Below are 19,427 nucleotides of genomic sequence, written 5' to 3'. Positions count from 1 at the left end.
GCGGCGCGGATCGCCCGCGCGGGCTCACATGATCGCTTCCCGTCCTCGGGAGTCCGGGACCGCGGCGGCGTCGACCAGGCGTGCGACCAGCCGCTCGTAGGGCAGCCCGGTCGCGGCGAACATTCTCGGCACCTGGGACTCGGCGGTCATCCCCGGCATGGTGTTGACCTCGTTGAGGACGGGCCCGTCGCCGGTGAGGAAGAAGTCGACGCGGGCGACCCCGGCACAGCCGAGCGCGTCGAACATCCGCAGCGCCGCCTCCGTCAGGGACGCCCGCTCCGCGCCGTCGACTCCGGCGGGCACGCTGAACCGGGCCGAACCGTCGTACTTCGACCGGGTGTCGAACAGGCCGTCGGTGTGGATCTCCAGCGGCGGGGACGCCCACCGCCGGCCATCGGCCTCCCGCAGCACGGCCACATCGATCTCCCGGCCCCCGACGACGTCCTCGATCAGGATCCGGTCGTCGAACCGCGCGGCGCACCGCAGGGCGTCGCGCAACTGGGAGGCGTCGCGTGCGAGGGCGACACCGAAACTCGACCCGGCCGAGGCGGGCTTGACGACCACGTCCCTCTCGAACCCGATACCGGCGATCTCCGCCGCCGCCACCAGCCGCCCCGGAGCGGTCCGGATCCCGACCGCCTCCGCCACGAGCTTGGTCGCCCACTTGTCCATGCCGAGCGCCCCGGCGCGCAGGCCCGAGCCGACCATCGGCGTGTGCGTGAGGGCGCACAGCGCCGCGAGCGTCCCGTCCTCACCGGACGGGCCGTGGACCGCGGGGAAGACGACGTCGGCGCGTTCGATGACGCCGAGTGCCGCCGCCAGCGAACCGATCGCCTGCTTCCCGAGCGCGTCCGCTCCCTGTCTCCACGTCCCGTCGCGGTCGATGGTCAGCTCGTCGACGTCGAAACCGCCGGACCGCAGCGCCTTCGCGATCGCCGCGGCCGTGGCCAGGGAGACGTCGTGCTCGGCGTTCTCTCCGCCGCCGATCACCACGATTCGCCGTGTCATGCGATGCTCCTTCTCACACGCGGCCCTATGCCGGTGACGATGGTGTGCGGGATGGTCCCGGCCCAGCGGGCCCAGTCCTGGACGGTCGGGGTGGCGCCCCCGTCCGGGCCGAACACGGTCGCGGACGTGCCGACCGGGAAGTACCGGGCGCCGGTATCGATCACGATCTGGTCCATCGAGACCCGTCCGACCACCGGGAAACGGCACCCGCGGATCTCGACGCCGGCTCGGGGCGACAACTCCCGGGGGATCCCGTCGGCGTACCCGATGGGGAGGATGCTCAGGTGGGTGGCGCGGTAGGTGATGTACGTGCCGCCGTAACCGACCGGCGTGCCCGCCGGAACCGCCGTCGTGTGCACGATCGGCGCGGTCAGGCGGGACGCGCCGTGCATCTCCACGGTCCCGGACGGATCGATGCCGACCAGTCCCGCCCCGACCCGGACCATGCCGAGATGCGTCGCCGGATCGGTGACCGTCCCGGACGTGGCCGCGAGGTGGGCGAGCGGCGAACCGAGCCCCGCCGCCCGGACCGCCTTCAGCGCCTCGTGCATGTCCGCGACCGCCGGCGCGTTCGCCGCGGGCTCGGCCCGGTCGGCCAGCGGAAGATGCCCCATGACGCCCACGACGCGGACCCGCCGGGCCCTCTGACCGCGCTGAGCCATACCGATCAGCTCGTCCCACTGCCGGCGGGGGCAGCCGCCCCGGGACATCCCGGTGTCCACATGCAGATGAACCCGCACCGCCGGCGCGGCCTGCGCGATGAGCCCGCCGAGCTCGTCCACCGACCCGACCGCGACATCGACCCCGGCCGCGGCCGCCGCCTCGGCGTCGATCCCGGAAGGATGCAGCCAGGTGAGGATCGGCACCGCCGACCCCGCGGCCCGCAACGCGCACGCCTCCGCGACGCTCGTCGTCCCGAGCCACCCGGCACCGGCGGCAACGGCGGCCTTGGCGACCGCGACCGCGCCGTGGCCGTAACCGTCGGCCTTGACCACGGCCATGATCGTGCTCCGCGTCCGCGCGCGGATCCCGGCCACGTTGGCGGCCACCGCGTCGGGCAGCGTCTGCAGGGTCGGCCCGTTCACGGCCGCCTCCACGGGTCGTCGGCCGGATCCGTGTGCATCCGTCGGGGCGCGGCATCCGGGTGCGGCAGCCGGATCGGCGCGGCCGTGCGGTACTCGAAGTGCCACCACTCGTTGTCGTAGACGCGGTAGAGCCCGTACCGCCAACCGTGCCGTTCGAGCCACCGCGCGCCTTCGGTCGGCCGGACGTCGAGCCCGAACCCCCGCACGTGGCTTGACTCCTCCGGCGGCAGCACCCGGCGCCGCGCCGCCTGAACCGAGCCGGTGCGCCACACCTCCTCGGCGAAGATCCGGTACTGCTCCCTCGCGTCGCGGTAGCCCGAGGTGAGGCCGATCATCTGCCCGTGGCGCCAGAACGCCTCGGCCCGCGCATGCGTGAACGCCGCCAGCGTCTCCGGTGCCAGCCCCCGCAGATCCTCGGCGGGAAAGCGCAGGGCCAAGGCCCATTGGCAGGCCAGAAACCGTGCGCGGTCCGGTGCACGGCAGAACGCGACCGGCACCAGCAGCACCGCGACGACCCGAGTGACCACTGCGAGAACGCGCGATTTGATCTCCACGGCTCACCGCCGAAAGGTCGGCCCGTACGCCGACCCTCGATCAGCGGGAGCCGCCCGGCGGAAAGGACGACCGTCCGCTCGCCGACCCGAACCGGCGAGCGCGACCCTGCACGTACGACGGGCCGACAGCGATGCGATGCAGTCCATGCCTTCACTGAAGACGGACGCCTGTTGCGGTGCCGTATCCGGTTTTCAATACGCCCGCGATACGCCACCGAATGAGACCGCGGCGGCTCGCCAACTTACTGCGGAGTGGCGGGAAGCCGTCTTAGGCTTCGCGCCATGGTGCGGCGGCGGTTGGTGGTGGCGGCCTTCGTAGGGGCGATCCTGGCCGGCCTGCTGTTCTGGCCGGTGGTTATGGGCTATACGCTCACCGCCGGCGAGAAGGCCTCAGCGGATGTCGCCGAATGCCACAGCGTGCGGACCGGGAAGACGACGAAGCTCGTCTGTACGGGCACGTGGCGCACCCAGGACGGACACACCGGCTCGGGCGAGATCTACGGCCTCGATCGCGACGACGCGGGACGCACCGGGGTGCCGGTGCGGATCGGGCCCATGGGCCCGTACGCGGGCGGGTTCGCGAGGAACGGCATCTTGTTCATCGGACTGATCCCGCTTGTTCTTGCGGCGACGGTACTGCCGGTGTTCGTCGTCGGTCTGGTCGGCCCCGGCCGGACCATGGCCCGGCGTCTGCTTGCTGAACCAGGAGACGGGCTCGTCGTGCTCATCGGCCGGAAAGACGTGTGCCACCCGGACGGCCGGCCGTACGCCACCCTGCGCACCGCCAAACCGCCACCCGGGTATAGCCGCCTCGAACTGCCGGGCCGGCACCGCAGGAACTACGAGCGCTCCACTTTTGAGGTGTTGGCCGGCATCTCTCGCGACGCCACGACGTTCTCTGCCCTGTACGGCTCCGACGGTGAGCCCCTGATGCTGATTGAGCGGCGTACGAGCAAGGACTACCAGCCGGAATCCCTGATGCTCGATGCGACCGGCACCGCCAAGATGATGGTGCGCCGCACGACCGTCCATCCCACCCTGCGCTACACGCTGCTGAGCCATGACGGACAACAAGTTGGTTCGGCCAAGCCGGTGGGTGGCGGCGCCACGACCATGAAGGTCATGGACGTCCACGGCCGCGAGGTCGCGACGATCGCTCAGCTGGGACGCCGGTGGGTGCTGCGGGCCGTACCGTCCGCGCCGCCCTTACTGCGCGACGCAGCGATCACCCTCACGTTCTCCCTGATCGGCATGGACTGACGCGGCGACGCCGGCAGACCACCGCAAACCAGGTCCAAGGTCGAGGTGGTCTCCTGTGCGCCCGTCCCCTGGTCTTTGATCAGCGACAACGCGAAGCCCCCGCACCACCGGATTCCACGCCAAGCAAGATCATCTTCCACTCGATAGCCCGGAGCCGTCTCCGACTGCCTCTCGGACTCGTGACTATCGCTGCTTAGCGGCTTCCCAAGTGCGGCCAGCTCCGGCGCAGAGCCGCCGGCGAGTCCTGAAGCCGTGGCCACAGCCGCAGGCGGTAGCAGTGGCCCGCGGGGGTGTTACGGCGAGCCCCCGAAGACCCTCCCCTGCCTCCGGTGGCCGGCGCGGCCGCCACGTGATCCGCTGATCATGTTGGCGCGTCTACCCACCATGGATCAGCAGCGCACGTCCCGCCGAACCGTGGTGATTGCCGTGACGGCCGCTGTCGCGGCGGTCGTGGTTGCGGGCGTCATCACCCTCGTGCTTGCGGACGGGGACGGTTCGCCGGCGCGGGCGGGGGCGTCCCCGGGCGCGAGCACGTACGACAAGGCGACGATCAAGGCGTGCAAGTACGCCCAGCAGGCGGCCAACGCGACGGGCGTGGAGCAGGCCGCCGCCGACACCGCGTTGCAGGCCGCGCGGTCGAGTGACGTGCCGGCCCTGCGGGAGGTCCGGACCCGGTACAAGTGGCGGCAGGACGCCCCGCTGGGCGTCAAGAAGGGGCTGGCGATGGCTGCCGCGTACTACATCGCCACGTGGTGTGTTGAGCACCATCTCGACTGATCCGACGACCGTGCGCACGCATGGGCGGGCGTCCTACCAGGACGGCCTCGCCTCCGCCGAACTCGGTAGGCACCCCGCGCCTGCCGCTCGGCGTTCATCCCCGGATGCTGGACCGCTCGTCGTTTCACCTCGGCCACGGTGCATTGAGGCCACCGTGGTGAGGGCTCTGGTCCTCGTCAGGCTCTTGCCTACCGGCGCTTGGTGAGTTCGGATGTCGCGACGTGTGGGAGGGCCGTCACCCCCCAGACGTGCTGGACGTCGCCCACCTCGACCTCCCCGAAGACAGGGGTGAGCGGTTCAGAATGGGTGACCGGTGCCTGCCCGAGGATCTGGGCACCGGTCTGTTTGAACGCATCGATGTGGATCAGGCCATGTCGCAGGACGATCCTGCCGGTGACGTCCTGGACGGTCGGGGGCGTCGACTCGCACCAGTCGACAACACCTGCTCCGAGAAATGCCCGACTGCCAGGGCCGCTGCGGGCCAGTTCCGTCACCTGGAAGCAGCTGTACAGTCCGTCGAGCGGCAGCTCAACAGCCCAAAAGTCACCGATTTCGAGGTCGCGAGACGTCTCCGGTGTGAAGGGGAAGTTGCGGCTGCTCACGCCATGAGCATGCCACTACGGTCGCATTGGCTTCCCACTCGCCGGGCGCGTTCGGTGGCGGGGCCGAGCTGTTCGCGCACGGCCGCGGCGTCCGCGCGCGCATGCTCCAGCCCTCGCCGCAGCTCGGTCTCGACGGCCGTCCGGACGCCGCGTTCGACCTCCAGCTCAGTGACGGCGGCGTCCGCGCGCGCGGCCCCTGGTCGCGGCGGGCGCGTCGTGTTCGGCGGTCTGCAGCGCCTCGTATAGCCGCGCGTTCTCCTGCTCAACGGTATGAAGTGGGCGGCGCTCTCATAGGCGCCGCGACGGGGTGGTTGGTCGCGGTGGCCGGGATGGGCGGTATCGGTCCGGGCGGCGGGTGGTTGCGGCAGGATGCGGTGCCATGGCGAGACCGGGGGTGCGGCGGCGCTGGGCGGCGGCTGTGGTGGTCGGGGTGGCGATCGTGGCGGCACTGGTGTGGTCGGCGACAGGCTCTCACCCGGAGAAGGGGTGGTGGGGGGATAAGGCGCTGGAGCGGGTCAGTTGGGTGGGCGCGATCGCGGCGACGTTGGCGATCGTGGTGGGTGTGGTGCGGTGGGTGTGGCTGTGGCAGGCGGATCGGCCGCTGCGCGAGCTGGCCGGCCCGGAGGGGTTCTTGGGGGACGCGCCGCGGCCGGGCCGGCGGTTCGTCAAGCGTCCGGATCTGGCAGACCGGGCCGTGGCGGCGCTGCGCCGCAACCCGCGGGGCGGCGCGGGGGCGCCGGTGGTGGCGCTGGTGGGGTTCGGTGGGGCGGGCAAGTCGACACTGGCGGCCGCGGTGTCGCGTACCCGGCGGCTGCGGCGCCGCTACAAGACGGCGGTATGGCTGAAGGCCGCGCCCGGCACCGATCCGCTGGCGCTGCTGACCCGCCTGGCGCGCCTTCTGGGCGTCACCGAGCCCGCCTACACAAGCGTGGACCAGGCTCGTGACGAGGTGAAGGCGCTGCTGCGGGGGCGGCGGCTGCTGATCGTGCTGGACAATGTGTGGACCCGCGCGCCGCTGGACGCGGTACTGGACCTTGGGCCGGGCTGCCCGGTGCTGTTCACCACCCGCAGCAACGACCTGGCCCTGACCACCGACGCCACCACGGTCCAGGTCGACCAGCTCACCCAGGCCCAAGCGCTCGATCTGCTGGCCGCATGGACCGGTCAGCGCTCCGCCGAGTTGCCGCAGGCCGCCTACCGGTTGTGCACCCGGTTGCAGAACCTGGCGCTCGGCGTGGCGATGGCCGGCGCGATGGCCGCCCGCGGCCGCAGCTACGACGATGTCCTCGCCCTGATCGATCAGGATCTGCGGCAGGTCAAGGGCGACTTCTCCCCGCAGTACGAGCACCCCAGCCTGCGCGCCGCGATCGATATCGGCATCGACGACCTTCCGACCGCCGACCGCGACCGGTACCTACGGTTGGCGGTGTTCACCGACCGCAGCCCCTTCACCGCCACCGCCGCCGCCGCGCTCTGGCACCCGCACACCGACCTGCAGACCAAGGACCTGCTGGCCGACCTGGTCGGGCGGTCCCTGCTCACCGCAGTCGGCGACCCTGATGAACAGGGGGAGCGCTGGTTCGTCGCGCACGACCTGCAATACGACACCTGCGCCCAGCGGCTGGGACCCGACCAGGTGCGGGCCGCTCATGTCACCCTGCTGACGGGCTACCAGAACACTCACCCAGGCGACTGGATCGACATCGCCGCCACCGACCCGTACCTGCCCGGCAATCTGGCCTGGCATCTGACCCGAGCCGGTCGCCAAGAGGATCTGGTGCGGCTGCTCACCCGGCTGAGCTGGATGCACCTGCGCATCACCACCGCCGGCCTGCCCGACCTGATCAGCGACTACACCCACACCACCCATCCACACGCCCAGGCGATCCGCCGCGCCCTGATGAAGTCAACGCCTGCGCTCACCAGCCCCAGCACCGCGCTCCCCGGCCTACTGACCAGCCAGGTCACCGGGCGACTCATGGGACATCCCGACCCCGACATCGCCGCCTGGGCCACCGCCCTGCAACCCCCCGCACAAACCCAGTGGCTAAAGCCGCTTAACGCCAGTGCACTCATCCCTGCGGACCACCCGCTCGAACTCATCATCACCGGCCACGCCGGTTCGGTGTCCTCGGTGGCGTTCAGCCCGGACGGCACCCGAGCGCTGACCGGCAGCAGCGACGGTACGGCGCGGCTGTGGGAGGTGGCCACCGGCCGCGAACTCCTGCAACTCACCCACACCGGCTCGGTGTCCTCGGTGCTGTTCAGCCCGGATGGCACCCGAGCGCTGACCGGCAGCAGCGACGGTACGGGGCGGGTGTGGGAGGTGGCCACCGGCCGCGAACTCCTGCGTCTCACCGGCCACACCGGCTCGGTGAACGCGGTGGCGTTCAGCCCGGACGACACCCGCGCCCTGACCGGCAGCAGCGACCGTACGGCACGGATTTGGGAGGTGGCCACTGGCCGCGAACTCCTGCGTCTCACCGGCCACGCCGGCTCGGTGTCCTCGGTGGCGTTCAGCCCGGACGGCACCCGAACGCTGACCGGCAGCAGCGACGGTACGGCGCGGCTGTGGGAGGTGGCCACCGGCCGCGAACTCCTGCAACTCACCGGCCACACCGGCCCGGTGAACGCGGTGGCGTTCAGCCCGGACGACACCCGCGCCCTGACCGGCAGCAGCGACCGTACGGCACGGAATTGGGAAGTGGCCACCGGCCGCGAACTCCTGCAACTCACCCACACCGGCTCGGTGTCCTCGGTGCTGTTCAGCCCGGACGGCACCCGAACGCTGACCGGCAGCAGCGACGGTACGGCGCGGCTGTGGGAGATGGCCACCGGCCGCGAACTCCTGCAACTCACCCACACCGGCTCGGTGTCCTCGGTGCTGTTCAGCCCGGACGGCACCCGAGCGCTGACCGGCAGCAGCGACGGTACGGCGCGGCTGTGGGAGGTGGCCACCGGCCGCGAAATCTTGCAAGTCACCGGCCACGCCGGCTCGGTGTCCTCGGTGGTGTTCAGCACGGATGGCACCCGCGCCCTAACTGGCAGCAGCGACGGCGTAGTACAGGTGTGGGAGGTGGCCACCGGCCGCGAACTCCTGCAACTCACCGGCCACACCGGCCCGGTGAACGCGGTGGCGTTCAGCCCGGACGACACCCGAGCGCTGACCGGCAGCAGCGACGGTACGGCACGGAATTGGGAGGTGGCCACCGGCCGCGAACTCCTGCAACTCACCGGCCACACCGGCCCGGTGAACGCGGTGGCGTTCAGCCCGGACGGCACCCGAGCGCTGACCGGCAGCAGCGACGGTACGGCGCGGGTCTGGGAGGTGGCCACCGGCCGCGAACTTCTGCAGCTCACCGGCCACACCCGTTGGGTGAACGTCGTGGCGTTCAGCCCGGACGACACCCGCGCCCTAACCGGCAGCGACGACGGCCTTGTGCAAGTGTGGGAGGTGGCCACCGGCCGGGAGCTCAGCCAACTGACCGGCCACACCGGCTCGGTGTCCTCGGTGGCGTTCAGCCTGGACGGCGCCCGCGTCCTGACCGGCAGCTTCGACGGTACGGGGCGGGTGTGGGAGGTGGCCACCGGCCGCGAACTCCTGCGTCTCACCGGCCACACCGGCTCGGTGAACGCGGTGGCGTTCAGCCCGGACGACACCCGCGCTCTGACCGGCAGCGACGACGGCGTGGTACGAGTGTGGAACGCTGCGAATGGACGTGAGCTGGCGGTCTGGCGCAGTGATCGGCGGGTGGCCGAGTGCCGGTTCGCCTCTGATAACTCCAACAAGATCATCATCCTGGACGGCGAGGTCTACCAGCTTCAGCTCATGCCCCCCTCTTGATCCGAGCGCACCGCTCCATCCGGTTCGACCTTCCGATAACCCATGCCGCCACGTCGCCCGGCCGACGGTGACGCAGTTCATGGCGCCTTGTGATCTGGCTGGCTGGCGATCAACCGCAGCAGCCCGGAACAGACGCTCGGCTCTTTCTGTGGAGCCGAACGTCACGGCCAGGAAGGGGTACTGGACGAAACTCTTGGATCAGCGACAACGCGAAGCCCTCGCACCACCGGATTCAACGCCAAGCAAGATCATCTTTCACGCTCCGCCGCAAGAGCGGTGGAGGGGCTGGCATAGGGCTCGACCTGCACGGTAGGGGATTGCCTCTCCGGTGAGCGCTGGCTCTCGGTAGGGTCCGGAGCGTGCTCGCTCGGTGAGCGCCCGAACTTTCACATTGGGACGCTGGGAACTGTGGATCACCTGCCCCGTTGGGGCTACGTTGTGTGAGTGTCTACGGACAATGAGAGTGATCGATTTTCTGACGCGATCCGGCTACTGCTGCTCATTGCGACTGTGGCCGATCCTGTCGAGAAGCCTGCCGGGCCTGAGGTCCCGACGAACGCGGTGGCTGTCCTGCACGCCGAGAGCCGTCTGCAGAAGCTCGACTTCTGGCTGAGGAACCCCGATTATCTCGCCGATGAGTTGCTGAACGACTACGAGCGCAGCGGCGAGACGATCCTGCTGGATCTGGCGGGCCGGATCCTGGATTCCGACGAGCCCGAGGTGTGCGCGATCCCGATGCTGCGTTATCTGTTCGGGGCGTTTGAGTATCTGGACCAGGCGTTGAGCGTGCTGGCCGCCCCGCGCCTGGTGGTCGTCCGGCAGCGCCGCAGCCAAACCCGTGTCATCCAGGACAGCTACTACCTGACCGGCAAGGGCCGTCAGATTGCAGATCAGGCCACCGCCCAGTTCCCCGAACTGGCCTGGTACACCGAACGGGCGCTGCTGGTGCGCGCCTTGGCCGAGGCGACCGGTCACACGGCGCTCGCGCTGCGGCGTCGCCAGTATCTGCAGCGTGATTATGCCCAGACGCCGCTGGGAGAGATCATTCCGTCGATCGCCGACCGAACGCGGGAGCGGCTGACCGTGATACGCGAAGCGACCTCGCAGGGGGGCCGTCCATGAGTGAGGAGCTGTCCGTTCCGTCGGAGAGCGAGTTGCACCGGCGTATCATCTCCAGGCTCGACGACGCCGACCCTGAGGAGGTCGCCGCGATCCTCGCCGCGCACGGCCTCGATCTGACGGCGCCGTTGCCTGCCCGCCGCGAACTGGTGGTGCATCGCCTGTACTGCGAGGGCGTGAAGAGCACCGGGACCGCCGCCAAGGACGGCCCGTTCACTCTGGACATTCCGTTGGGGCCAGGGCCGTGGGCGATCGCAAGCGAGATCAACTCCGCGGGGAAGTCGAGCGTCCTGTGGGCGTTGAGTTTCGCGCTGCGAGGCGAAGGTTTCGCGGGGTTCCGGCGCCCCGAGACGGTGGGCTGGTTCCAGTATGTGCGCGCCGACGTCGAGGTCGGCGGAGTGGCGGCGTCGGTTCGGCTCACCTTCGAACGGCCCGGCCGCCCGCACGCGCGCCTTCTGAGCGCTGACGCTCTGCCTGCTCTGCTGGCCCTTGAGGGCCGCAGCGAGGAGGGGCCCGGTGTGCGCATGGTGTCGGAGGCCGAACCGCCGGAGGTCGAGGCGCTGATCGGCCGTTTCATGATGGACCGGCTCGGCCTGCGCCCGATCTCGGTGTGGACGGCCGAACCTGGCGCGCCGAAGGGCGAGGATGGGCAGCGTGACAGCACCGAGCAGGTGCACGGGTGGTCGAGCTTCTTCTACGCGCTGGCGCTGAACTCGGCCAATGACACGATTCTTCTGGGGCCCACGACGGTCGGACAGCTACCGGTGCGGCTCATGCAGCTGTTCCTGGACGTCCCCTACGCCTCAGAGCTGACGCGCCTGGTCACCGCACGCAAAGCGGAACTCCAGGAGGAGAGCAGAGTCGCGCGACGCGCCGATGAAGATGCCCGGGCCCGCCAGCAGAAGGTCGAGCCGCTGCGCGCCGCGCTGGCCGACGCTCAGCAGCGGCTGCGCGGCCTGCGGGACGCGCAGCCGGACATCACCGCGTTGCTGCAGGCCGTGGAACGCGCGGCCGCGCAGGTCGTCTTCTGCCAGGACGCCTATCAGGTCGCGGCCGGTCAGCTTGAGGCCGCCCGCAAGAACAGACTGGCCGACCAGCGGGCGGCCCGGCGCGCCCGGCAGAGCAGCGCCGCGCGGCTGCTCCTGGGGGCCTTGGATCCCGAGGCATGCCCTCGCTGTGACCACGACATCGATGACGCCCGTCGGGCCATTGAGGACACCGAGCACCGATGCTCCGTCTGCGCCAATCCTCTGCCAGACGAACCTGACGACCCGGAGGCGGCGCAAGCGGCCCTGACCCGCATAGACGACCGTCTGGCCGCCTCCCAGGCCGCCGAGACGCGCTTCAAGGCTGCGGCGGATCAGGCCGCCCGGACGCTGGAGCGTGCCCGCACGGCCTATGAGGATGCGGCCGCGGCTCTGGCTGCGGCGCGGTCCGGTGAGGCGTTCACCCTGCTGGAACAGACCCAGCAGGAGGTGTTCCAGTTGCAGGGTGCGCTCACCCTGGCGGCTGGCGAGACCACCGGTGCGCTTCCCGCGCTGGCCGCGGCCTTGTCCGAGCCTACCGCGCCGCCGACCGGACCGCACCCGCTCAATGACGAGCGAGTCCTGGCCGTGGCCACCGAGGTCGTCAAAGAGGTCGTTGACGCCCATAGCCGGGCCCTGTTCACCGAACTCAACGGCGAGATCCTTGCCATCGCCCAAGCGTTGGGCGTGACCAACCTCGGCAGCGTCAACCTCAACCTGGCCGGCCACCTGAACGCCATCAAGTCCGGCGCCAAGCACCCTTATTCGTCTTTCAGCCCCGTTGACCGGCTCCGGATGAGGATCGCCGCGGTCGTCGGGATGGTCCGGGTCGGCCGCCGCCGAGGCATCGTCTCCCATCCCGGGCTCCTGCTCATCGACGCCCCCACCGCTGACGAAGTCGTCCCCGAGACCGCCCATCAGGTCCTGCAGACCCTCTACGACACCGGCAACGACATTCCCGGGATACAGATGATCATTACGTCGACCGAGAGCGCCGTCTGGGACATTTTCCCCGAGGACCGTATCGTGACGGGCGTTGACGGCCGCGAACTGTTCTAGGCCCGGTTGGCGTCAGGCCCGGCGGGGGGAAGGACAGTATGCACCCCATGGACGAGCGCATCACCGCGTGGGCACGCAGTGTCCCAGCCGGTGCCCGCCGTGACGGGCCGAGCCTGGCCGATTTGGGAGGCAGGGACGAGGTCCTGGCCGCCGACACGTACTTCATCGACGGGCCCTTCCTTGATCACCTCGTCTCGGCCGTCGCCCACCAGATGGAGCGCAAGACAGAAGACGGGGCGGGAGACGACGCGGATCTCCACGAGCTCGTCATCGCTGGCCTGGCGGCTACGACCCGGCACATGGCGTTCGCCGGGGCCGTCGATGCCCTCACCCGTCACCCCGCTCTGGCACGCGCCTTGGGCGTCCGGCTGACCAAGACTCTTCTGCGCCGCCTCATTGACGCCAAGGACGCTGACGACGACCCCGCCGCCGCTCTCATCGGGGCGGAAGCCGCCGACTTCCTCGTCCAACTGGCCCTGTCACAGACGATCAGCTCCGCCCGGCTGCTGGGCGCCATGGACGAGGTCACCGAGGATCCCGCCGCGTTGCCGGTCGAGTTCGCCGCCCGCCTGCCTCGGCTGCTGGGCGTCCTGGACGCCCACCACCCCACGGCGGGTCTACGTGAAGCCCTCGAGCGGTGCCTGCCCTTCGACCACACCTTCCGTGACGCGGCCTTCGAGCTCGCCCTGGCCGACGTCCGATCCGCGCTGCAGCAGCAGGACTACGCCACCATGGCCGACCGGCTCCGCGACAGCCGGCAGCGGTTCACCGAACTCACCGCGGTCGACCCCGGCCGCTTGGATGCCCAGATCTACCAGGCCGGCATCGACGGCCTCCTGGGCCTGTCCGCCCCCGATGGCTCGCACCGGGTCGCCGCCGCAGCGCAGACACTGCGGGAGAATCTGCAGCGGTACCGATCCTGGCGGATGCGCACCACCACCCCTTCCTGGGCCTGCGGCCGCCAGGAGGACATCACCGCCTGGGCCCAGTTGACAACACTGCTCGACCAAGCAGCCCAGCACATGAGCCACGACGACCCCTGGTACGAGGACGGGCACGACATCCTCACCGCACTGTTCGCCGCCTACACCGCGCACCACACCGTCCGCGTCCTCACCGACACCCCGGCCATGCCCGTCGTGGAGATCCTCGTGGCGCCCGTCATCGAGGACACCTTCCTACAGCAGGAAAACCGTCGACGGAGCCTGGAGTACGCCCTCACTCACGAAGAGGACCTGCGCGACGACCCCGCCGCCCAGCGCCTACATGCCGCCCTGTCCGCCCGGTCGGCTGCCCTCAGCGGTGGCGACCCGGCCCACCCTCCGGCCGAACAGGGAAAAGAACGCCGCTGGCGGCAACTCGCGCGCCAGCTCCCCGACTACTTCCCGATCCTCGCCGACCAGACTCCCGATGATGTCCTGGACCGGCTGGAACTGGCGCTCCGCGACAGCGACGACTTCGCCTCCACGATCTCCGACCCCAAATACGCGCGCCTGATGAACGGCCTGATCACCCGGCTCCAGACCTCCCCCGACTGGATACCCGGCATTGCCGAACCGTTCCAGAGCCTCCTGGACGCCACCGTCCGCTACGCCTACCTGTGCTACGACATCGGACGAAAGATGGGCGGCGGCTACACCGAGTTCCTGCGGCTACGCGACAAGGACGGCAAGAAGCAGAAAGTCGACGAAGCTCTCTTCCACCAGCACTACCGGGAGGTCCTCACCTTCTCAGCGCTGTTCCGGCAGGTACATTCCGAGGTCATCGACAAAGGGGGCGGCCGCGCTGACATCCTGTTTACCTTCAATACCGCCCAGTTCAACGTCGAATGCAAGATCGAGGAAGACGACGCGAGCAAAACCGGACTCCGTACCTACGTGGCACAAGCAGCCGAATACCAAAACACCAGCCCCGCGTTCGCCATCCTCCTTGCCCTGGACAAAACCGTCACCGCCGAAGGCGCCATCAACCTGTTCGACAGCATTTGGATCGAAACCGTCCGGCGGCCCGGCGAGACCACGCCCTGTCACGTCGTCATCGTGCGCATCCCCGGAGGCAGGGACAACCCCAACCTGCTCCGCCCAGGCCCGTGACGGACAGCGCCAACGGCGCTGGGCGCTCCGCGCAGCGCATTCTCCGCTGCTGGTCAGTCCTCATCTGTCGCCTCGCCACCCCGCCGCGGTACGTCGAGGAGGTCGAAGCGCAGATTGACGATGATCTCACTCAGCGGGACCTGCGCGGTCGTACAGTAGGAGACGAGCTCGTCCCAGTGCAGGTCGGAGTAGAGCCGGGTCATGGCGAACGGGCCGGCAAAGTCGTAGAAGTCCCAGTCTCCATCGTCGTCCATGATTCTGGCGAAGTTCCGGGTCTCGAGCTGTCCCAACCGAGTGATCATCTCCGGGCCGCTCAGACCGGTGACGTCCATGATCTCCTGGAGCAGAACGCCATAGTTGGCTCCGCACCCCGGCTGGTCGTGTACTTCCCTGCCTCGTTGGAGCAGCAGGACGAGCATCTCCCGGGCTGGCCGACTAAGCCGCCGAACGGCCTCGGCGAGTCCGTTGATTAGCGCGAGGTTGCCAACGCGGATGTTAGGGTCCTTTGCATGGTCGGCGTCGTCCCAGCCGTGGTAGGCGAGGTAGGCGCGCAAGGTTCTAGCCAGCGTGACGGTGGTGGACTCGGTCCAATCCACGACGCGGTCGAACAAGTCCCTTAGGCCGTCACGGAAAGGCGCCTCGTGCGTCTCCTTCATCTCGCGTAGCCGCTCCACGGGGAAGGTGACCACGTTGTTTGTTATGACATGATGCTCGTAGCACATCAGCATCAGATTCGCCGCCGCGCGGCGCTGCTCGTTGTCCATCTTCGCGTTGAACCGCTCGCCGCCGGGCTCGGCAGCTTCAATGTGGCAGACCTGCGCAATAAATTCGCCATCGGGGCTTATTAAGCGTTGCTCGCAGCCCGGAAATGCACATTCGTTGCCACTGAAGGAGAATAACCACCGCAGCGTCTCCACGGTCGGTTTGAGCCGCTTGGCCGCAGATTCTGTACCCGGCGAGCCGTTTCCCTCGTTAGCTATCACGGAGGGAGGCTATCACTCCCAGCCGACCAGCCGAGAAAGCCGGAGAATTCGAAAGGGAGGCGGGACACGTCCCATGTTCGAGGAACATACTCTCACCCCTAACTCGATCAGAGACCAGGCATGAAGGCACTACCCTTTGCGACCACTGACGATGGGCGCGCCCGCCGCTGCTCCGCAATGGGGCGAACGATTGGGGCAAGGCTCGAACGAGCAGCCCTGCAAGGTGCACACGATCTCCGTACCGACCACGCTTGCAGGTCAACATTTCCAGGACTGCCACTCCGTCAGGAGGTCAATGACCCGGCGGGACGAGGCATTGATTCGTTCAGGGGGAATTGCGAGCGAGGCAGCGGCGGTGCCCTTCGGCGGTGTCGACAAAGTCCCGTTCGTCGCCCTTACAGTAGTGGCGGTAGAACCATTCGTGCACGCGGGTGGGGTCCAGGCGGGTGCGAAGGATGCCGTCTTGGATGTCGCGGATTGTGTCGCGCAGGCGGTTCCATTCGGGGTCGAGGATCGGGCCGGGCTGTGCGTTGCGCAGTTCGGTGTCAACGGTCTTGGCGAGGCGTTCGCGTTCGTCGGCGATGCGCTGCTGGCTGGCCCAGATCTCGATAGCGATTTGATAGGCGGCCAATGAGGGGACGAAGAAGCTGAGCAGTGCGTCAGGCAGGGTCACGTCCGCGATAGCAAGACCGGCCGCCAGGCCGGTCGCGGTCCAGGCCGCCGCGGCGGCGACGAGGTAGCCGTAGCGGCGGCGCAGTCTGGAGTCCCAGGCCAGGTTCTGTTCTTGGGCAATGAGCACGTCGTAGGGGTGGTGGACGTCGGCGGTGGAGTCGTACCAGCCGTCGGTGATGCGCTTGTCCTTGGCCGATCCGCGCTGCAGTTTGCGGGCAAGCCGGTGCACATCCGGGTCGGGTACGGGGTCACCGGCGACGGTGGCGCGCCAGGGCAGCAGGAACAGCGCGGTGTCGAACATCTCCTGGAGTAGTGCGCCTTGGCGTGCGGTGGCCGCCGCCATACGTTTAAGCAGGAACGCGGAGATCAGGAACCACACGAACCCGGCGATGGAGACCCAGGGGCGCCCGTGGTCGAGCAGGGTGCTCAGGACTCCGGTGGCCGCGAGGACGGCGGCGGCGCCGACGCGGACGGCCTCAATGAGCTGGCCGCGCTGGTGGCTTGCCGACGCCGCCCGTTGCAGGCGCAGCATGTCGTCCTCGAGTTGACGCTCGTGGATGGGCCTCGTGGGCACACCGTGCACTCCGCCGCTGTGGCGAGCGGGCAGGGGCGGGGTACCCGGGCTGGTCATGGCCTGGTCATCCGGCCGCCGAAAAGCTTCTTCCACTGCTCATAGGCGGCGCGCTCCTGCTCGGCATCGGCGAGGTCGACCGCACGTTCGGCGATGGCTTGGGCCTGGGCGAGCGCGTCGGCGGCGAGCCGCTTCTGGGTGCCGTGCATGACCGCGTTGACATCGCCGCCAAGGCCGGCGGGGTCGGGCCAGACGTCGAAGATGCGCTCCGCGGCGGTGGCCAGGAACATCACGATCTCGTCCTGGTAGCGGCCGAACGGCGGCTTGATCAGTTCCTGCGCCATGACCTCCAGCAGGAACGAGGGCGCCACTGGTTCGCCTAGCTCCCGGTTGATCCCCTTGATCATCTTGACGAACGGGACGTATGGGTGGGCGCAGGTGGTGGGCTTTGGCTGGGAGGTCGGCTGCCTGACGGCCGGAAGTGGTTCCCGCGGGTGGACGTGGGCTGGGGCCGGGAATTAGAGGTAGGGGGTCAGGGCGGCGGCGGTGACGGCGTTTTTGAGGTAGGTGGTGGAGCGGTGGAAGTCGAAGGCGCCGATGGCGTTGGCCAGGTCACTGGTCACCTCGGCGAAGCGGGTGCGTACGCCGCCGGGTGGGATGGCGATGATGTCGCCGGGGTCGGTGATGTTGATCCACCGGTTCACGCCGGGGGGTTTGCGGCGGGGCCCGGGGTGGGGGGCGAGGCGGTCGAACACCAGGTGCGGCATCGCCAGCGGCGATCCCAAAGTGATCAGCAGTTCGATCGGCGGGTGCGGCGCGGCCCACAGCGCCTCGTAGGCGACCGCGCTGCCCAGCGAGTGCGCGATCAGTACTCGTGGGCGGGTGTGGTGGAGGGCGTTGGTGACCTGGGTGCGGGCGGCGGCACGGCGGTCGTGGTCGGTGAAGTAGGCGCCGAGCTCGCTGAAGAACGCCCGGGCCAGGCCACGGGCCAGGGCATGGTTCAAGCCGAAGCGGGTGGCGACCCAGCTAACCGCAGCGCGCGCCGGCGCGGTCAGCCAGCCCTGCACGACCGGTTCTTCGGCGCCCAGCAGCCGTGCCCATTCCACGATGTCGGCCTGCGTCGCGGTGTCCAGGGCCTCCAGGTCGTCGGGCCCTTGGGCGGTGCGGGTGCGCAGGTGGTGGGCGTAGTAGGCCATCGTCACCTGGAACGGCGAGTCTTCGGCCGGGCGGCCGATCCCGGCCGCGATCGCGTCGCGCCACCAGTCGGCGATCCGCTCGGCCGCCGCCTGCGGCTCCAGCCCGCCCTGGTGGTTCCACACGCCGTGCACACCCAGCACCGGAATCGTGCCGCTATCGGTCATTGCCGCCTCCCGAATTGCCGCTTGTGACCCGCTGCAAGCAGACCACCTCCCAACCGCAACCCACCACCAGGTCGCTGTCGGCTGCCGCGGCTACACATTTCACGCCAGCGGGCATGGGCAAGACCGCCAACTGCTGCGCAGTCGTCATATCCCACGCTCGCACCGTTCCGTCGTCACTGCCGGTGACCGCGGGGGCGACCGTTCAGGACCGTGCACACCACCGCACGTACCGTGTCGGTGTGGCCGGTGAGGGGCGGCCCGTACGGGGTGCCGGTGGTCAGGTCCCACATCCGCAATGCGCCAATAAATCTGTTACTGATGACGGCTATAGGGCGGCCGTTCAGGACGGTGCACGCCACCGCCGTCACGGTGTCGGTGTGGCCGGTGAGGGGTTCGCCGACCGGGGTTCCGGTGGTCAGGTCCCACACCCGCACCGTCCTATCGGCGCCGCCGGTGACGGCGACCGGGCGGCCGTCCACCACCGTGCACGCCACCGCCGTCACGGTGCCGGTGTGGCCGGTGAGGGGTTCGCCGACCGGGGTTCCGGTGGTCAGGTCCCACACCCGCACCGTCCTATCGCCGCCGCCGGTGACGGCGACGGGCCGGCCGTCCACCACCGTGCACGCCACCGCGTTCTCCCAGCCGCTGTGGCCGGTGAGGGGCTCACCGCGCGGGGCGCCAGTGGTCAGGTCCCACACCCGCACCATCGCATCCACACCCCCGGTGACGGCGACCGGGCGGCCGTTCAACTCGGTGCACGCCACCGCGTACACCCGGCTGTGGCCGTTAAGGACGCCGAGGCTCGCGCCGGTGGTCAGGTCCCACAGCCGCACCGTCCTATCGTCGCTGGCGGTGGCGACGACCGGACGGCCTTCCAGGACCGTGCACGCCACCGCCGTCACGGTGTCGGTGTGGCCGGTGAGGGGCTCACCGTGCGGGGCGCGGACGGTGAGGTCCCACACCCGCACCGTCCCGTCGTCGCTGCCGGTGACGGCGACGGGCCGGCCGTCCAGCACCGTGCACGCCACCCCCCACACCCAGCCGTCATGGCCGGTGAGGGACTCGCCGTGCGGGGTTCCGGTGGTCAGATCCCACACCCGCACCGTCCCATCGGCGCCGCCGGTGACGGCGACCGGGCGGCCGTCCAGCACCGTGCACGCCACCGCATTCACCCAGTCGGTGTGGCCGGTGAGCGGTTCGCCGCGCGGGGCGCCGGTAGTCAGATCCCACACCCGCACCGTCCTATTGGTTCCGCCGGTGACGGCGACGGGCCGGCCGTCCAGCACCGTGCATGCCACCGCGTGCACTGTGTCGGTGTGGCCGGTGATGGGCTCGCCGTGCGGGGTTCCGGTGGTCAGGTCCCACACCCGCACCGTCCCATCGGCGCCGCCGGTGACGGCGACCGGGCGGCCGT

The 19,427-nt window shown here is 69.6% G+C and carries 15 protein-coding genes; 6 read left to right on the top strand and 9 right to left on the bottom strand.

All coding sequences use genetic code 11. The features are described from left to right. Window positions 1–24 precede the first annotated feature (24 nt). From ABZ914_RS03010 to ABZ914_RS03000, 3 genes are read right to left on the bottom strand one after another with little or no spacing between them, the layout of a single operon-like run. Window positions 25–1,008 (bottom strand): D-alanine--D-alanine ligase family protein, encoded by a 984-nt coding sequence (locus ABZ914_RS03010; protein ID WP_500191260.1) that lies wholly within the window; start codon window positions 1,006–1,008, stop codon window positions 25–27. Beyond that, window positions 1,005–2,093 carry an alanine racemase gene (gene alr, locus ABZ914_RS03005; protein ID WP_500191259.1) on the bottom strand — a complete coding sequence of 363 codons (1,089 nt, stop codon included), beginning with the start codon at window positions 2,091–2,093 and terminating at the stop codon, window positions 1,005–1,007. Before alr ends, ABZ914_RS03010 begins: the two co-directional genes overlap by 4 nt. Continuing rightward, on the bottom strand, window positions 2,090–2,620 hold the full coding sequence (locus tag ABZ914_RS03000; RefSeq protein ID WP_500191257.1) for a M15 family metallopeptidase: 531 nt from the start codon (window positions 2,618–2,620) through the stop codon (window positions 2,090–2,092). Before ABZ914_RS03000 ends, alr begins: the two co-directional genes overlap by 4 nt. A 309-nt stretch (window positions 2,621–2,929) precedes the next feature. On the opposite strand from ABZ914_RS03000, the gene ABZ914_RS02995 reads away from it, so the two are divergent. Together ABZ914_RS02995 and ABZ914_RS02990 are read left to right on the top strand one after the other, a co-directional pair. Beyond that, window positions 2,930–3,907, top strand: a complete 978-nt coding sequence (locus ABZ914_RS02995; protein ID WP_500191256.1) for a hypothetical protein — start codon at window positions 2,930–2,932, stop codon at window positions 3,905–3,907. A gap of 426 nt (window positions 3,908–4,333) precedes the next feature. After that, window positions 4,334–4,684, top strand: coding sequence for a hypothetical protein (locus ABZ914_RS02990; protein ID WP_500191255.1), 351 nt, complete (start codon window positions 4,334–4,336; stop codon window positions 4,682–4,684). A gap of 188 nt (window positions 4,685–4,872) precedes the next feature. Here ABZ914_RS02990 and ABZ914_RS02985 read toward each other — a convergent pair whose 3' ends face one another. After that, on the bottom strand, window positions 4,873–5,286 hold the full coding sequence (locus ABZ914_RS02985) for a hypothetical protein (protein WP_500191253.1): 414 nt from the start codon (window positions 5,284–5,286) through the stop codon (window positions 4,873–4,875). A gap of 430 nt (window positions 5,287–5,716) precedes the next feature. Here ABZ914_RS02985 and ABZ914_RS02980 point away from each other — a divergent pair, with 430 nt between their 5' ends. From ABZ914_RS02980 to ABZ914_RS02965, 4 genes are all read left to right on the top strand, one after another. Beyond that, window positions 5,717–9,130 (top strand): NB-ARC domain-containing protein, encoded by a 3,414-nt coding sequence (locus ABZ914_RS02980; protein ID WP_500191252.1) that lies wholly within the window; start codon window positions 5,717–5,719, stop codon window positions 9,128–9,130. Window positions 9,131–9,574: 444 nt separating this feature from the next. Next, window positions 9,575–10,252 (top strand): hypothetical protein, encoded by a 678-nt coding sequence (locus ABZ914_RS02975; RefSeq protein ID WP_500191250.1) that lies wholly within the window; start codon window positions 9,575–9,577, stop codon window positions 10,250–10,252. Further along, on the top strand, window positions 10,249–12,333 hold the full coding sequence (locus ABZ914_RS02970) for a hypothetical protein (RefSeq protein WP_500191249.1): 2,085 nt from the start codon (window positions 10,249–10,251) through the stop codon (window positions 12,331–12,333). The genes ABZ914_RS02975 and ABZ914_RS02970 overlap by 4 nt, the downstream gene beginning before the upstream one ends. A 47-nt stretch (window positions 12,334–12,380) precedes the next feature. Beyond that, window positions 12,381–14,426, top strand: coding sequence for a hypothetical protein (locus tag ABZ914_RS02965; protein WP_500191248.1), 2,046 nt, complete (start codon window positions 12,381–12,383; stop codon window positions 14,424–14,426). Window positions 14,427–14,479: 53 nt separating this feature from the next. On the opposite strand, the gene ABZ914_RS02960 is transcribed toward ABZ914_RS02965, so the two are convergent. From ABZ914_RS02960 to ABZ914_RS02940, 5 genes are all read right to left on the bottom strand, one after another. Then, on the bottom strand, window positions 14,480–15,409 hold the full coding sequence (locus tag ABZ914_RS02960; RefSeq protein ID WP_500191246.1) for a hypothetical protein: 930 nt from the start codon (window positions 15,407–15,409) through the stop codon (window positions 14,480–14,482). Window positions 15,410–15,734: 325 nt separating this feature from the next. Beyond that, the gene (locus tag ABZ914_RS02955) at window positions 15,735–16,712 is read right to left on the bottom strand and encodes an S-4TM family putative pore-forming effector (RefSeq protein ID WP_500191244.1); all 978 of its coding nucleotides are present in this window, start codon (window positions 16,710–16,712) and stop codon (window positions 15,735–15,737) included. Then, window positions 16,709–17,059, bottom strand: coding sequence for a hypothetical protein (locus ABZ914_RS02950; protein WP_500191242.1), 351 nt, complete (start codon window positions 17,057–17,059; stop codon window positions 16,709–16,711). Before ABZ914_RS02950 ends, ABZ914_RS02955 begins: the two co-directional genes overlap by 4 nt. Before the next feature lie 111 nt (window positions 17,060–17,170). After that, window positions 17,171–18,013 carry a hypothetical protein gene (locus ABZ914_RS02945; protein WP_500191240.1) on the bottom strand — a complete coding sequence of 281 codons (843 nt, stop codon included), beginning with the start codon at window positions 18,011–18,013 and terminating at the stop codon, window positions 17,171–17,173. A 173-nt stretch (window positions 18,014–18,186) separates the two neighbouring features. Continuing rightward, window positions 18,187–19,427: WD40 repeat domain-containing protein (locus tag ABZ914_RS02940; protein WP_500191238.1), on the bottom strand; the 1,241-nt coding region annotated here is incomplete at its 5' end.

Source organism: Spirillospora sp. NPDC046719, assembly GCF_040645715.1.
Classification (GTDB): Bacteria; Actinomycetota; Actinomycetes; order Streptosporangiales; family Streptosporangiaceae; genus Spirillospora.
This window is presented reverse-complemented; position numbering and strand designations above follow the sequence as displayed.

Bases quoted from the DNA above. Each gene is read 5' to 3' on its own strand.
- ABZ914_RS03010 (WP_500191260.1), bottom strand. From the start codon at position 1,008: ATGACACGGCGAATCGTGGTGATCGGCGGCGGAGAGAACGCCGAGCAC.
- ABZ914_RS02995 (WP_500191256.1), top strand. From the start codon at position 2,930: ATGGTGCGGCGGCGGTTGGTGGTGGCGGCCTTCGTAGGGGCGATCCTG.
- ABZ914_RS02970 (WP_500191249.1), top strand. From the start codon at position 10,249: ATGAGTGAGGAGCTGTCCGTTCCGTCGGAGAGCGAGTTGCACCGGCGT.
- ABZ914_RS02965 (WP_500191248.1), top strand. From the start codon at position 12,381: ATGGACGAGCGCATCACCGCGTGGGCACGCAGTGTCCCAGCCGGTGCC.
- ABZ914_RS02955 (WP_500191244.1), bottom strand. From the start codon at position 16,712: ATGACCAGCCCGGGTACCCCGCCCCTGCCCGCTCGCCACAGCGGCGGA.
- ABZ914_RS02950 (WP_500191242.1), bottom strand. From the start codon at position 17,059: ATGATCAAGGGGATCAACCGGGAGCTAGGCGAACCAGTGGCGCCCTCG.
- ABZ914_RS02945 (WP_500191240.1), bottom strand. From the start codon at position 18,013: ATGACCGATAGCGGCACGATTCCGGTGCTGGGTGTGCACGGCGTGTGG.